The sequence below is a fragment of the Fervidobacterium pennivorans DSM 9078 genome (assembly GCF_000235405.2).
Classification (GTDB): Bacteria; Thermotogota; Thermotogae; order Thermotogales; family Fervidobacteriaceae; genus Fervidobacterium; species Fervidobacterium pennivorans.
On sequence record NC_017095.1, the window covers coordinates 1,785,930 to 1,801,387 of the forward strand.

A 15,458-nucleotide genomic window follows, 5' to 3' on the forward strand; every position below is an offset into this window, starting at 1 on the left:
ATTAGAATAGAAAAGCTCAAAGGCATGCAAGCAGACAGAAATAGGATACTTAGGCGAAAAACGGATAGAAGAGAAATACTCAACCAAAGAAAGAGTAAAAAGGTCAACGTTAGTTTTGAAATCACAAGTGCGACAACGGAAACGGACGTAAGAATGACGGACTTTGGAGATTTTCATGGGGCGATCACAATGAGGGCAGCGAGGATAAGGGAAATCGAAGCGTTTCTTACGCTGAGCTTTAGGGAAAGAGAAAGTGCGTTTACATTCAGAACAGATGAAACTGGTAACTTGAACCAAAGAACCATCGGGAGCACGACGATGATAGTGAGCGTTGATGTAGACTTTAGTTGGATGATCGCAGTAAGGACAGCGAGGACGATTGGAGAAGTCGGATTTACGTGGCATAGGGTAATCTACTTTCGTGAGGATGGAGGGGGGTGTACCCCTCTTTAAGAATTATACAACGAATTCGGATGGTTATCATAATTTTATCGAACAGTCTAGAACAGTCTCTAAATTTCAAATTACCCTTTTCATCTGTATAAGGTTCACTTCTGCCAAAAAATCTAACCTTTACCGCTTCTTCCGGCTTTGGAAATTCCCATGGATATCCATTCTTTAGCCAATCATCTGGGAGTTCCTTTTGAAATCCATTTTCGATAGCTTGTTTAAACAGGCCGTATTGATACCTAATCGTGTATCCGTAAGAAAGGCAACCGAGGGTGGCTAAGGAATCGAGAAAACAGGCGGCAAGTCTTCCAAGTCCACCGTTACCAAGCGCTGCATCTTCTTCCAAAAGCGCAATTTCATCGAGAGATACGTTGTATTTACTCAAAAGTTCTTTAACTTCATCTTCCGCTTTCAAGTTCAAGATATTGTTGTACAACAACCTACCTATCAAAAATTCCATCGATAGATAATTGACTATTTTCAGATCTTTCTTTTTGTAGATTATCTCTTCTGTGTTGAGCCATTTTTCGGCAATCAGGTCTCTAACAGAGTAGGAAAGTGCAAAGAATTTCTGTAGCAACGTGGAATACTCCGTTTTTTCCGCCAAGGAATGATGCATGTGGTACTTAAATTGCGTCGATAAGTCTAGTTTTTTGCTATTTCTTGCCACCATCCGCACCCCTTTTCTAAAACTTCAGAACCGTTTCCAACAAAAATCCATCTTAAAATTTACACTAAATTCGAAAAATGTCAAATACACAAGGAAAAACGAACATACTCTTGAATTCTCAAATTTTAGACGATTAAATGTTGTTTTGTGATGCTAATGCCTCCTAATCAGTTCATTTACAAATTCACTCCATTCAATATCCTTCGCCGACAACAGTAACGTGAGGTGGTACTTCAAATCGGCTAATTTGTATATCAAATGCTCTCTATCTTCTCCCATGGCTGCCAATACAACTTCGATACTTTCTTCACCGAATTTTTTGAATCGTATTATAACAAGAACCTTCTACAAGCCAAAATAATAAATAATCATAAGATTAGAAAATATATTGAGCATTAATTAATTAGATTTCTTTTTTTTTTACAATTACTCGCGATTGTCATCAAAAGAAGTTGTACTATAATAAAATTAGTCAGAACATCAAACCGGTTTGATGGATATAAATCAATATTACGGGGAGGAAGTATTATGAAGATTCAAGAAAGAAGTAGATTTCTTTTGATAATGGTAACATTATTTTTTTTGTTCATTAATGGCTCTGTCCTAAAAGCGGAAACTCTGAGATTGCAAAATAATTCGTTCAATAATTCGTTCTCTGATTATCAATTAAATTCACCTTGGCAAGGATTTATAGTGGTAGCAAAGTATGTGTATAAATTTTTTAATATCGTAGGTGTAGTAGAAACTGGAATCAAGACTGTCAGAGCAATTGGGCAAACTACAGAAGAAGCTATATGGAAGCTTTACAATGCAATTCAAGAGGAAGAGATGATGGAGTATAACAAAAAGGTTATTTCAAGTACATTGACTATAGAACAAATATATCCAATCTCTTACTTCACAATGAATAACTTTGAAAAAACCGAAAATGGAGAGTGAAATGAAACAGTCAAAGGATAGTTTTTTAAACCGATTTTTGAGCCATCGTGGTAGAATTTTTGAATATGTAATTTTCGTAACCTTATTTGTAATATTCTTTTCTTTAATAAACGGAGCACAAGAAAGCTTTGTCCCCACATATGGTGGGGTATTTTATATGTTTGTTATTGCATTTTTTGAAGAGCTTATATTCAGGAAATTTTTGTATGGTTTTTTAAGAAAAAGGAAAAATTCCATAATCGCCGCTATATTTTCGTCAGTTATCTTTTCAATTGCGCACACACAATATTATTCTTCACCTCTTTTGTTATTTAACATTTTCATTTTGGGGTTAAAGTATTGTGTAATATTTGACTATACGAATTCCGTTCTTTTTACTTCCTTAATGCACTTTTTGGAAAATGTATTTAGGCAAAAAATTCCAAAACAATTTTTCCCTATTATATCAGTTTCCTATTCAGATTCTGCAGTTATATCTTTTGTTTCGTTCTTTTTAGTTTTGTACTTTTATTATAAGAAAAATTCAACTTTACCTATTCAAAAAGAAGAAAGAAAAAAGCTCAATTTTATGGATTTTTTGCAATGGTGTTATCTTCAATCTCAGCATTTTCTCATTATTTTGTCAATTCCGTTTTTGTACGGGTATGATTTAAAAAAAGAAGAGATATTTATTGATCCTAAGTATAACAATATTCAAACGTACGTGAGCGTTCTTTTTGTTTTAACATCAGTATCGATCTTTATTTTCTACTTCTCTGAAAAATTCAAAAATTTCTTTTCGGTGTTTATGGCATACACTTACACAACATTTTGGTACATATTTTTAAACCTCTTTCTGAATGTAAAAGAAGGAAAAAACATTATAAACTTTTCTATTTTATACATATTTCTTTATGTTCACCTAAGAAAACAAAAGATTATACATAAGCTTGAATACATTCTTATTCCAAGCCTAAGCACTGTATTAATAGTAATCGAAATTGTTTTGAAAATGAAACTTAGTGTAATACTTCTATCAGTAGCAATTTTAGTAGCAATTCTCGTACGTGAAAACGGTTTGTTGTATAATTTTTTAGCTTTTACAATTTCATCACTTATTTCAAGGTTCAGTGGGGATGAATTTCAAATTTTTTACGCTTACTTTTGGGTAATTTATTCTTCAATACTGGTTTTTATTTTTTCATTGAAGTATTTAAAACTTGCATCAAATTCTTCAAAAGTTACTGTCTCCCAGGATGCCTGCTAATTAACTGGTGGTGGTGAAGACATATTTACCAGTTAATTTATTGAAAAGATGATACAAACTCCCCACTTTTCTGAATACCTCCTCAAGTAATACCACAGGATATTCGTATACATGTCCTGATACCATTATTTTGCTTTCTGTAAATTTTTCATATGGCGTCATCCCTTTCATCCCTTTTCCGTTGCTTGGTCTGGCTTTGTTCCACGTGTCTTGCCATCTTTGTGCCTTGTCTAAAAATTCAACCTTATTCTTGCATCTTTCAGCATGGTTCATCAAAAAGTATTCATCATCCGCTCTATGGCTGTTCTCTATTACTCCCATCAAGTGTTTTGCTCTCGGTGGTATTGGACTTAACTGTAAATCTAACTTTTCAAATATCTCGTTCCATTCGTTCAATTTCCTTTCGCTTCCTGCGCAAAACTCCATTCCGTTATCCATCCGTATTTTCATTCTCCATCTTACATTGTGCACTCTTAACCATAACGCTACTATCGAAATGAACATAAATCCAAACGTTGAATTTAATTCATATGAGTATGCTGTAAATCTTGTCCTGGTTGCTACGTCTATCATATTCCATTCGTATCTTGGCAATCTGTAATTTTTCATGTGCTGATATACTTCTTTGGGTAAGCTTTCTTTGTCTAATGGGAGTTTTTCGGTCTTCTTGACTTATCTTCCAAACAATCGTATACAGCTCTTCTTACTGTTGCTCTTGCAATACCTAATATCTTTGCTGTCTTTGATACATTCTGGTTGTTAGCTTCAAAAACTTTACGAACAACTTCTCTTGCTTTTTGAGGGGACAGTTTTCTTAGTTCATGATATGATTATTCATAGGCTGACCTCCCATCCTGGAAGGGATAATGTTAACTAAAAGTATTGAAACTTTCCAAAAACCGCATTATCCTTATAAATAGGGGACACCCCCAACCAACTCTTGACAAAGCAGGTTCCCCATGATGAACAACTCAACGCTCTCTTGTCCAAAATGCGGTTCCACCAGCTTATACAAAAACGGTCATGACAAATACGGTAACCAACAATTCCTTTGCAAACTCTGCCATCATTCTTTCAAACTCTCCCATTCTCACAAACGCAAAAACTTCTCTTTCCCTTATCCCAAATGCACTTCTTGTGGTAAATCTATGCAAATTTACAAAGTCCGTCGCTCTTTCGTTGTCTTCCGTTGTAGAGCTTGTCGTACCAAAGATAGAGTACCTTTTAACCTCCCCGAACCAGTCACCCTTATTCCTGAGAAATTTAAATATTTCCGCTTCCCTATCTTTTTCGTCTTAAAGGCTTTTGTTTTGTATATGAAACACAATATGTCTTATCGCTCTCTTGCTCATTCTCTTAATATCAAAGTATCTCATGTCACCATATACAAATGGGTTATTAAATTGTGTACTTTATTCTCTGTACTTTTTCCAACATTTACCATCGAAAATGTTTTCTCAGTTCATGCTGATGAAACTGTTCTTGTGTTCAAAGAACAAAAGTACTATGTTTGGCTATTAGTTGATCACGAAACTAACTTAATTCTTTGTTGGCATGTCTCAAAGTATCGTGATATGGGACAAGTCAAAGTATTGCTCGAGAAGTTCTTTGGTAATTCAAAACCTAGAAACATTGAACTTATTACTGATGGACTTGGTGCATATGAAAGTGCAGTAAAGCTGTTGTTCAGAAATATCAATCACGTAGTGGTACCGCTCGGTAAAAACAATCAATGTGAATCTAAGTTTTCATTGTTGAAAGACTTTTTCCGACTCAAGCGAGGGCTGAAGAATACGAAGAACTTAGCGAAATATATTCAAGGATTTTGTGTAGTGAAGAATCTTTGGAAAACGCACAATGGCAATATCAATCGCATTCTTTCACAATTACACTCTTTCATCACTACAAGTTAACACTATCCGTTTTAGAAGTGACTATGAGGGATGGAAACGAAACGAATCTGTCAGGATCGTGCAACAGCTCCTTGGTCAAAAGTTTTAGAAGTGACTATGAGGGATGGAAACTTTTTCTGTCTCCTCATACCCATCGTTTCTCAGCAGAAACGTTTTAGAAGTGACTATGAGGGATGGAAACAGTTAACCATTATATATGTACCTGGCAGTAACTTGTACACGTTTTAGAAGTGACTATGAGGGATGGAAACTGTCTCCAACTCGTTTTTCAGCCACTCACCAACTCTGTTTTAGAAGTGACTATGAGGGATGGAAACCCGCGTGGGGTTCCACCTCCTTTTTTAGTTTTTGTTTTTGCCAGGGTTTTAGAAGTGACTATGAGGGATGGAAACTACCTCGGCCCGTTTTTCGGGCCGGATACCTAATCTCAACTGTTTTAGAAGTGACTATGAGGGATGGAAACTTTCTCATCCATTCAGACAATTTTATGAACCTAAAGAAACCCTTCGTTTTAGAAGTGACTATGAGGGATGGAAACCAAGGCGGCATTCGTCTTTGGACCAATCGAAACCGAAGGAAATACCCGTTTTAGAAGTGACTATGAGGGATGGAAACTATCCGTTGCATAATTAATAAATAACCTCTTTGCCATAGTTTGTTTTAGAAGTGACTATGAGGGATGGAAACCCTCTTGATTTTCTAAATACTCCAACACACGCATATAGAAGTTTTAGAAGTGACTATGAGGGATGGAAACTCAGACTACCCCAAAAATCGTACTTCACATGATACAATACAAGTTTTAGAAGTGACTATGAGGGATGGAAACCAACACTGCCTCTTTTCTGAAGCCGCGGTATTCTCTCTCGACGTTTTAGAAGTGACTATGAGGGATGGAAACTCCAACTGATACAACCCCCTTCCGATTTGCTTACATAAAGTTTTAGAAGTGACTATGAGGGATGGAAACTTCACGTCTACTGATGAGAAATTTTCAAGCCCAAGTTTAATTGGTTTTAGAAGTGACTATGAGGGATGGAAACAAAGGAATGCCTTCCACGGTTCTATCAAATTTATGTCTACGTTTTAGAAGTGACTATGAGGGATGGAAACCTTAGTAGCGCTTTCATCATACTTTTTTCTTGCTAAACCTCTTTAGAAGTGACTATGAGGGATGGAAACTTTTTAACGAAAAATCTCACTTTCAACCAAACCATACTTTTAACCTTTAGAAGTGACTATGAGGGATGGAAACCTTCTGGATAAGCTGGCATTCTTGAAGCTTTGATTATTCTGTCGCTTTAGAAGTGACTATGAGGGATGGAAACAAATATATAGCAATACTTACTTCGATTGGTCTAAAGTCATCAGGCTTTAGAAGTGACTATGAGGGATGGAAACGCAACGAACCATTTGGCTTTGATTTTACCATCAATGTCACGGCTTTAGAAGTGACTATGAGGGAGGGAAACAGATCGTTTTGCTGTAATGCTTCCAACGTAGTGTAAATTTTGGTGTTTTAGAAGTGTGTATAATTGATGGAAACTTTTGAAATCAAGCGTTTCAAGCCCATTTTGAATTTTTCTTATGTTTTAGCAGTGAGTATGAAGGTTTGAAACAGCATGGGTTCCTGTGTTATAATAAAAGCGGAAAGCGAAGTTTTAGAAGTTGACTATAAGGGATGGGAACGAAGAGGCAAGAGAAGAAGATGATGAGTATAGAAAATGGTGTTTTAGAAGTGACTATGAGGGATGAAAACAATCCAATATCACTTTGCCGGTTGTTTGTCTGTGATCATTTGTTTTGGAAAAGACTGTGAGAGATGAGAAATCTGAAATGGTTAGGAGATTTTGTTTTAGAAGGGACTAAGAGAAAAGTAGCATGTGAGAATTGATAATACCAAAAAATAAATGCCCTGGTGTTTTTCACCAGGGCGATTTGGTTTATTTTGGTTACGGAATCATATTCCCGGCTGCGATGTAAAGGCTGTACCACTCTTCTCTTGTAAGATCAACATTTTGTGCTTGTGCAATCTTTTTTAATCTTTCTGGATTTGTTGTTCCAACGATTGGTTGAATCTTTGCTGGATGCCTCAAAATCCAAGCAATGGCGATTGCTTCTTTTGAAACGCTATATTTGTTTGCCAAATATTCTAATTTAGCGTTTAAATCAGGGAATAATGGGTTGTCTATAAATACCCCCTGTATGTTTCCGTATTCGTTGCCGTATTGGAATGGAGACCATGCTTGAATTGTTATTCCTTTCAGCCTGCAGTATTCAAGGATACTCCCGTCTCTATTAATTGCTTGATGGAATTTTGTGTTTGCAAATATACCAGAGTCAATCATTCCTGTATTCGTCAAGCTTAGTTGAAGTTGGTTGGTTAGTAATTTGTAGTTCACTGCACTGCTTAGCAATTCAATTTGCATGGAATTGAAATTGCTAACTCCAAAATATCTCACGTAGCCTTTTGAATGAACGTAACTGAAAGCTTCGGCAATTTCTTCAGGTTCCATTAGTGTATCTGGTCTGTGTAAAAGCAATACATCGATGTAATCTGTATCCAATCTTTTAAGAGCTTTTTCAACAGATGTGATGATGTGTTCTTTTGAAAGGTCATAGAACCCGCTTCTGATGCCACACTTTGTTTGGATTATTACTTTATCCCTTGATATTTGGAGGTTTTTCAGTGCTTGAGCAAATACTTCTTCAGATTTCCCTCCACCGTAGATATCTGCGTGGTCGAAGAAGTTGATACCAAGCTCAAGAGATGTAGCAATTAGCCTTTCTACCTCTGAGATTGGCTTATCCCAAATTCTCATACAGCCAAGCCCGATAACTGGAACATCGAGTTCGTTACCGAGTTTCATTCGCTTCATACCCAATCACCTCTCTACATTTTGTAGGCATTTTAATTATACTACCTGAAACAATTACAAGTTCTTTCCTAAAAAAGTTTGCTTTTTACATTTGATAACGCTTAAACGCTGTTTTTTTCTTAAAAAGCCTGTCTTGTATATCTTATTTTTGAATTCTAAATTTTCTTATTTGCACACCAAGAACTGGTAGTATAATAATGTATACTGATTGATGAGCCCTCTAATATTTTTATGTGTGTTAAAATATTTCTGTAAACAACGCGAGGGGTGAGGTTAAATGGAAAACTCAGGACTTAATTTAGGTGCCGAACAAAAGGTCACAGTTGCTGAGAAGGTAAGGAAGGAACCGAATAAGAATTATTTTATTTCGGCGTCTGCTGGCACAGGAAAGACATATACGCTTACGAATTATTACATAGGTATCCTTGAGCAGCATGAAAAAACAGGAGAAAGTGATATCGTTGACCGTATTGTAGCAGTTACGTTTACAAACAAGGCAGCGAATGAGATGAAGGATAGAATTGTCAAAGAGATACAAAAAAAGCTTGAAAGTTTGAGCGAGAATGATAGAGCCTATAAATACTGGAAAGATGTCTATAAAAACATGTCCAGGGCAATTATTTCTACTATTGATAGCTTTTGTAGAAGGATACTCATTGAGCAGAACATAGAAGCAGGTGTTGATCCGAATTTTAAGATAATAAACGAACTGAAGCAGAAAAAATTAATCGACAAGGCAACGCAAAGGGCGATTCAGCTCGCATTTGACGTGTATGATGCCATTGAAAGCGGGGAAAATTACACTGAGAAAGTCACAAATTATTTGTATGGTTTGACAACGGAAAGGAATAAGCGTATACGAGAACTTTCAGATGAACTTGCAAAAAGTAAGGAAGATATTTTTAGGCTGTTTGAAGTTTTTGGAGATATATCTGACGTTGCGGAGAAAATTAAATCTGTTGTTACAAATTGGCGTTTGGAGTTGAATGAATCAAAGGTTAGTGAAAGGCTCTTAGAGGTTTTCGAAGAAGCCGGCGGTGCGTTGCGGGCATTCAGAAATATTTCATTGATTGCAGCTGAGTTTTATGAGTCTGAAACGCTCGATAATTTTGAGTATGATTTCAAAGGTGTGCTTGAAAAGACGCTAAGGGTTCTCGAGAATAGTGCGACAAGGGAGTATTACCAAAAAAGATTCAAATACATCATTGTTGACGAATTTCAGGATACAAACGAGTTACAGAAAAAGATTTTCGATTTAATTCACACAGACAATAACTATATTTTCTATGTTGGTGATAGAAAGCAATCGATATATAGATTCCGTGGCGGAGATGTTTCAGTGTTTATTAAAACGATGAACGAGTTTGAGGAAAAGATAAAAAGTGGAAGAACAGACTATGAAATGCTCTCGCTTAATGTAAACTATAGGTCCCACCCCGAGCTTATAGATTATTTCAATTACATATCCGAAAACACGATTTTCAACAACCATGTATATGAGGCGCTCTCTGAAAGTCCAGAAAAATCGAAGACTACCAACAATAAATCAAAGTCGAAAAAGAAAGACAAGGATAAGTCACAGGCTAATGCGGAGGATATGGGCTTAAATGACGTATCACAAAACATTGGTGAAATACTTTCAACAGAGAGAGATGAAAATATCTACATTCATGAGGTCTTTAGATTGCGCTACCCGGAACTTTACCAAAAACTTTGGTTTATTCGAAAAGACGATGAGTCAAATGCTGCATTTTTCCCAGATTCACATGAGTTTTTACCGGGGGATTTAAGGAGGGTAAATTACGTAACTATCTCTAAAGCATCTTTTTTTGGGAATACCCAAGAAAATGATGGGAACACCGAAGAAGTTGGATTAGATGAAGATGACCAAGGTCCTGGAAAAATGAAAAAGTTGAAAGAGATGGACGAGAGAGAACTTGAAGCCTTTTATGTGGCTAAGGTTATAAAATCCCTTGTTGGTAAAGAAATGACGTTCTATGAAAAACAAGACGGAAAGTTCGTTCCCACTTCAAGAAAGATAACGTTTAAGGACTTTGCTATCCTTTCCTACAAGCTAGAAGGGATTGAGGATGTCTACAGAGAAGTTTTTGCAAAAGAAGGCATTCCTCTTTATATAGTCAAGGGTAGGGGGTTTTACCGAAGACCTGAAATAAAGGCGGTTATATCTGCATTGTATGTTATTCAAAACCCAAATAGTAACTACTACTTCACGCAGTTTTTCTTTACACCTTTCACAGATAATGTAGAACAAAATCCAGAAGTCGGAGTTCAGAATGGTAAGGTTAAGATTTTCCACAAGATAGTGACGAGATACAGAGAGTCAAAACAGCAAGGACTGAAAAAATCACTTTTCCAATGTGCGAAAGAACTTGCCGAAGAAAATGAGTTGCCTGGGAATGTTACTAAGATGATTAAGCTTGTTGCAAAATACGACGAGCTCAAATATTACCTAAGACCAGCAGAAACTTTAAAGTTGTTCGTTAAGGAGAGTGGATATTTAAGAAAAATAGCACATTATCCGAATTCTAGTCAAAGGTTGAGGAATGTTCGGAAGTTGCTTGAACAGGCTACAGAATTCGACGACCAAGCACCAACTTTCTTCGAACTGACAAGGCTCCTTGAACGTATCTCAGAAGTTCAGGAAGTTGAAGCCTCTGAGATTTCTGAAGAAGAAGATGTTGTAAGAATGATGACAGTTCATGCCTCAAAAGGTTTGGAGTTTAATATTGTCTTTCTTGTGAATAACGATGGTGTCGACAGAACCGAAGAAAAGACATTCTTTCCGGAAAGTGAAGATGGAAACGGAAGGTATGTCTATATAAGTCAGTTCCTGGACAAAGCGCTCAAAAAGTTTGAAACATCCAAAGTGACAAAGGAGTTGGAAAAAGAACTCAAAAAACTTCTAGAAGCGGAGGTCATATACGATAAAACTGAAATCTTGAGAAAAGTATATGTCGCCATTACAAGAGCGAAGGAAATGCTTTTTGTTGTGGACTTGCAAAGAAAAAACAGCAAAGGAACTCCTGCTATAAAATATCTAAACCCTAAGGGATTTGAGGAAAAAATTAAGATAATTTCAAGTCTTGAGGAGATTGATAAGCTGGCTGGTGATAATCTTGAATTTGTATCAGAAAAGGAAGAGTTTTCTAAACAAAAAAATATCCAATCTCTTCGAGATTTAGAAAACGTGGTGGATACAAGCCTTATTTTCTCAGATTTCACACCGAAAGCTTACAAACGTTATATTTCACCAACCCTGCTCTATGGTATTAAAGACGAAAAAAGTAGTCTTGAATCTGTTGATGAATCAAGTGAGGATTTTGAAAGTTCAGAGACAATTTCAATCACATCAACAAGCAATTTCGAAGCATCGAAAGCCAAAGCAAGGTTGAAGGCGTTAAATTCGCTCTTGGAGAAAGCTTCTGAAATTGCACGTGGTAAACAAATCCATTCAATGCTTGCGAGTGTAACAAAGTACGAACAGTTGAAGTTACTTGTTGAGCAGAACGTTCTTCCAGAGAATATACTCAATGTGCGTATTCTTGAATCGCTCTTCAATGAAAGTGAAAAGATATTCTCGGAATGGAGATTGGCAAAGAGCATGGAGATATACGATGAGAAGTTAAAAGAAAGAAAAAATTACATCCTCTTCGGTGTTCCAGACAAGGTCTTTTTGAAAGATGGAGAATTTTACGTTGTGGATTTCAAGAGTGCAGACTTATACGGAGAAGCAGAAGAAATCGAACGATACATGTTCCAAGTGAAATTCTATATGACGCTTCTTTCGGACCTTGGAAAAGTTCATTGTGGCTACCTCGTTAGTGTTCCAAGGGGACAGGCGTTGAGAATAGACCCACCAGGTGAAGATTTCCTCGATGAGATAATTGACAGAATTAAGCAATTCGAGGAGTTGATGAGTATATGAGCAATAAGAAAAATGGTAGGATAGCTTACGTTGTTCCTATTGACAGGAATCATTTTGAGTTCGTTGCAAATCAAATTGCAGGAATTTACGAAGAGGACCCTTTAAACTTTCTTTTCATCGGTCCTTCTGGATTTTATGTTAGACAGATTGCAGATAATGTTGCAAGGCAAATCAATAAAACCATCAACAGGGATGCGTTTAGAGTTATCAACCAATACGTTACTGAAGTACTCAGGTTGAACAATTACGATGCGGAAGTTTTTGATAGAGATTTCTACACGGTATACGTTACGGATGTTATTGATAAAATTCAAAGTGATGCGAAGTTCGCTGGTGACAGCCAAAAGCAGATTATTCTGAGGACACTTTCCAAGTCACCAACGGTAATTGAATACATTGTAGACCTTTTCGAAAAAATCTGGGAGTTGAACCTTTATGGAGAAACTGGGAAAACTGAAGCGGAACTGACAGGCACGTATGCGCTAATTCGGGATATAATGCAAAATCCAACGACGCCATTTGCTGAAATACTCAACGAAATTATCCGCAAAATGGAGCAATCTGCAGAAAAACTTAAAGGCAAGAAGATATATGACCCTATAAGTGTTTACAGATGGTATGTAGACCAGGCGGAATACGTAGAACCAAGTAGGAAATACCTTGTTCTGAGCGGATTCCTCGATATCTCCCCGCTTATTCGAAAGGCATTAATGAAAATGATGGAAAAAGCGGAGAATGTATTCTTCTTTGCTTGGCAAAAACCTGCAGATTTTTCTTTCGACCAGCTCGACGAAGTCTACAGCTTCCTTGAGTCTGCTGGATTCGAAATAAAAACAGATTTCTGTAAGCAAAAGATAATATCATTAAGAGAGTTAATTGATAATGTACGACGGATAAAAATTCCGGTTGAAAACGAACTTTACCAATACAATTATGTAGCTGCTCAGGTGAAAAAGTTACTCTTACAAGGTGAACGCCCCGATGATATAGCGATTGTTACGCCATCAGGTTCTGTAGCCAAAAGGCTTATGGAAGAGTTCAATGAAGCGAAAATCCCCTACAGATATAGTGGAAAGATACCTATTACTCAAAGCAAAGTCGTCCAAATCCTCACACAGCCTTTGGAAACGTATTTCAACGAATTTAAAACGGAAAACTTGCTTGCGATAATTGAATCTCCGTTGATACCTGAACGAAAGCTCACAATGGATGAAGTAGAAGACCTTTTCAGGCAATTCGGATATTACTCGGTAAACTTAACACTCAACATCCTGAGAGACCACGAGAAAAGATATGAGATATTCTTTAGAAGCCTGGATAACGAAATAGAAGAAATAGAACGGCAGAAAGAAAAGGGAGAAATAGAAGAAGATGTGTATTTTGAAACTGTAAAGCGCTTGGAACAACTCAAAGAATTCAGGAGCATCATCGAGAAACTCTTTATTATACTCGACGAAATAGATCAAAACAACGGTAAAACAAATTTCTTCGAATGGTATCGAATGTTTATATTGCGATATTCGAAGAACTTTGAAAAAGCTTTCGAAGAGTCAGAAAACGAAGAATCTTTCGAGCACAGAGCGGAAAGGGCTGAAGTTTCCCGCAGTCTTGGGAACGAAGTAAACGCATTTTCGAAATTTGTAGAGACGATAAACAAACTAGAAGATTACGTTGCAAAGATTGTTGAACTTGGTGAAAGAACAAAGATAGAAGGATGGAAAAAAATATACAGGCTTCTCACAGTGATGCTTAATTCTTCGGGCTACAGAGAAACTTTCAAATCTGCGAATGTTGTTGATATTGTTGACCTGTCAAATGCAAGGTTTTTGAGTAAAAAATACAAATTCTTCCTTGAGTTTACAGATGATTATTATCCGTCTATTGAAAAGATAAATCCACTACTTTTCAAAACAAACAGCGAGCGGTCAAAGATCTACGAAATGATAGAGGAGCGGGAACGTAGGTCACTTATACTTTCAGTCATGTTCAGTAATGAATCGCAGTTTGTTGTCCCTCTTGCTACGAACACTGGTGATATGCTTGTTCCTTCGAAATATCTCAGTGAATTTGTGGATTTGGCAAACGAGCGGGAAAAATTTGTTCCTGCTTTTTCGGACATATATTCCGAAATTGATTACGAAATTGAAAAGTTGAAACTCGAAAAATTAGAAAATTCATTGAATTTTGGTTTATCCGAGGCTGACTTCATACTCGGTGGAGTGGAGGTTAACGAGTTTAGCTACAACAAGATAAACACGTATATGAAATGTCCTCTACAGTTTTACTTCCAGCAGGTAGTAGATATTTACAAACCAGGAGCGGCTATTGAAAATAAAAAATCTATTAACGATGGTTTGATTGTCCACCGCGTGATGAACAAATTTTTTGGAGAGTTCTTGAAAAAGACGATTTTTGAGGTGGATGAAAAGCAAGTAATTAGCTGGATAGATGAAGAATACAGAAAACTTTATTCTGAAGGTATTTATGCACATTCCATCCCAAGACAGATGAAGGTTGAAGAAATCTCAAAAAATCTTTTGCCACTTTTAAAAGCATTTGTGCGAGATAAAAAGGTTATAAACTTAAAACAAAGAAGTATTAGTGTTTCTGAGGGGTATCTGGAAGGAGAACCGGAGAAATCAACAACTGGAAGCAAGGAAGAGCTTATTTCAGAAAAAATCCTGAGTCTTGAGAAGGAATTTACAGCACAGTATGGGAAATATTCTTTTGTCGCGAGAGTAGACCGAATTGATGAAGTTTCCGTGTTGGCAAATAAAAGTTCTGAAACTAACGGAAAGACTAATGATTTTTTAGATGATGGAAGTGATGAGGGAGAAGGATACGCAATTCTTGATTACAAATATGCAGATGTTAGAAATTCCGCTATTGAACAGCTGATGTTTTACGATTGGATTTTGCAAAAATCAAACGACAGTGCACTCAATAGTAGTGACAGAGTTTATTTCATACTTTTCTCCCTCAAACCAGACGACAAAGGAAAGTACACCTACGAGTATGAATATGCAAAACGCCAAAACGATAATGATTTACCAAAAATATTCCTACCAATTGGTAAGAAAGGAAAAATATCTGGGTATATTACTTTCGGTTATCAGGTGTTTGAAAACTGGCTTATGGAATTAATTAGTATGATAACAGAGGAAGGTAGATTTACTCCTGTTTTCTTGGAGAGTGATATGAAATCATTTGTTAAACTTGCCATGCGGTTAGTTAACGAAAAAGGACAAGAACTAATCGTTCCAAAAGGTTCAAAGGAAACGAGAAATTGCAGGAGTGCTATAAGTCGTGCCTACAACTGTCCGTATGAGCCTATATGCTCAATGTTCGAAATCTACGGAGTAAAACTGAAGAAGGGGTGATAAAATAGTATCAGCCATTATCTATTTGAGGGGGT

General features: G+C 36.6%; 9 protein-coding genes, 1 pseudogene and 1 CRISPR repeat array. Of the genes and pseudogenes, 6 read left to right on the top strand and 4 right to left on the bottom strand.

The window, feature by feature from the left end; genetic code table 11:
* Positions 1 to 24 precede the first annotated feature (24 nt).
* The gene (locus FERPE_RS10745) at positions 25 to 453 is read left to right on the top strand and encodes a hypothetical protein (protein ID WP_236938358.1); all 429 of its coding nucleotides are present in this window, start codon (positions 25 to 27) and stop codon (positions 451 to 453) included.
* Here FERPE_RS10745 and FERPE_RS08465 read toward each other — a convergent pair.
* Together FERPE_RS08465 and hisE are read right to left on the bottom strand one after the other, a co-directional pair.
* Entirely contained in the window at positions 395 to 1,120 is a 726-nt protein-coding gene (locus FERPE_RS08465; protein ID WP_033192267.1) for a glycogen/starch/alpha-glucan phosphorylase, read from the bottom strand. The genes FERPE_RS10745 and FERPE_RS08465 overlap by 59 nt on opposite strands.
* Positions 1,121 to 1,273: 153 nt before the next feature.
* Entirely contained in the window at positions 1,274 to 1,453 is a 180-nt protein-coding gene (gene hisE / locus FERPE_RS10855) for a phosphoribosyl-ATP diphosphatase (protein WP_082204756.1), read from the bottom strand.
* A gap of 195 nt (positions 1,454 to 1,648) precedes the next feature.
* On the opposite strand from hisE, the gene FERPE_RS08470 reads away from it, so the two are divergent.
* Both FERPE_RS08470 and FERPE_RS08475 read left to right on the top strand, forming a co-directional pair.
* Complete coding sequence (locus tag FERPE_RS08470) at positions 1,649 to 2,059, top strand: hypothetical protein (protein WP_011994753.1); 411 nt, start codon at positions 1,649 to 1,651, stop codon at positions 2,057 to 2,059.
* Between the two features lies 1 nt (position 2,060).
* Entirely contained in the window at positions 2,061 to 3,305 is a 1,245-nt protein-coding gene (locus tag FERPE_RS08475; protein WP_011994754.1) for a CPBP family intramembrane glutamic endopeptidase, read from the top strand.
* Here the strand turns inward: FERPE_RS08475 and FERPE_RS08480 are convergent.
* Positions 3,306 to 4,114 (bottom strand): annotated as a pseudogene (locus FERPE_RS08480) (transposase family protein).
* Positions 4,115 to 4,267: 153 nt separating this feature from the next.
* Between FERPE_RS08480 and FERPE_RS10655 the strand changes: the two are divergent.
* Positions 4,268 to 5,218: a DDE-type integrase/transposase/recombinase gene (locus FERPE_RS10655; RefSeq protein ID WP_014452213.1), complete on the top strand. Its 951-nt coding sequence runs from the start codon at positions 4,268 to 4,270 to the stop codon at positions 5,216 to 5,218.
* An 8-nt stretch (positions 5,219 to 5,226) separates the two neighbouring features.
* A CRISPR array of direct repeats spans positions 5,227 to 6,837; the repeat unit is 30 nt; unit sequence GTTTTAGAAGTGACTATGAGGGATGGAAAC.
* Between the two features lie 333 nt (positions 6,838 to 7,170).
* Here FERPE_RS10655 and FERPE_RS08490 read toward each other — a convergent pair.
* Positions 7,171 to 8,097, bottom strand: coding sequence for an aldo/keto reductase (locus tag FERPE_RS08490; protein WP_014452214.1), 927 nt, complete (start codon positions 8,095 to 8,097; stop codon positions 7,171 to 7,173).
* A gap of 277 nt (positions 8,098 to 8,374) precedes the next feature.
* On the opposite strand from FERPE_RS08490, the gene FERPE_RS10270 reads away from it, so the two are divergent.
* Together FERPE_RS10270 and FERPE_RS08500 are read left to right on the top strand one after the other, a co-directional pair.
* Positions 8,375 to 12,043 (top strand): UvrD-helicase domain-containing protein, encoded by a 3,669-nt coding sequence (locus FERPE_RS10270; RefSeq protein WP_014452215.1) that lies wholly within the window; start codon positions 8,375 to 8,377, stop codon positions 12,041 to 12,043.
* Positions 12,040 to 15,423: a PD-(D/E)XK nuclease family protein gene (locus FERPE_RS08500; RefSeq protein WP_014452216.1), complete on the top strand. Its 3,384-nt coding sequence runs from the start codon at positions 12,040 to 12,042 to the stop codon at positions 15,421 to 15,423. The genes FERPE_RS10270 and FERPE_RS08500 overlap by 4 nt, the downstream gene beginning before the upstream one ends.
* Positions 15,424 to 15,458 lie beyond the last annotated feature (35 nt).

What these genes read in the sequence shown, in the direction of transcription:
- FERPE_RS10745 (WP_236938358.1), top strand. Translation starts at nt 25, where the DNA reads ATGCAAGCAGACAGAAATAGGATACTTAGGCGAAAAACGGATAGAAGA.
- FERPE_RS08470 (WP_011994753.1), top strand. Translation starts at nt 1,649, where the DNA reads ATGAAGATTCAAGAAAGAAGTAGATTTCTTTTGATAATGGTAACATTA.
- FERPE_RS08475 (WP_011994754.1), top strand. Translation starts at nt 2,061, where the DNA reads ATGAAACAGTCAAAGGATAGTTTTTTAAACCGATTTTTGAGCCATCGT.
- FERPE_RS10655 (WP_014452213.1), top strand. Translation starts at nt 4,268, where the DNA reads ATGAACAACTCAACGCTCTCTTGTCCAAAATGCGGTTCCACCAGCTTA.
- FERPE_RS08490 (WP_014452214.1), bottom strand. Translation starts at nt 8,097, where the DNA reads ATGAAGCGAATGAAACTCGGTAACGAACTCGATGTTCCAGTTATCGGG.
- FERPE_RS10270 (WP_014452215.1), top strand. Translation starts at nt 8,375, where the DNA reads ATGGAAAACTCAGGACTTAATTTAGGTGCCGAACAAAAGGTCACAGTT.
- FERPE_RS08500 (WP_014452216.1), top strand. Translation starts at nt 12,040, where the DNA reads ATGAGCAATAAGAAAAATGGTAGGATAGCTTACGTTGTTCCTATTGAC.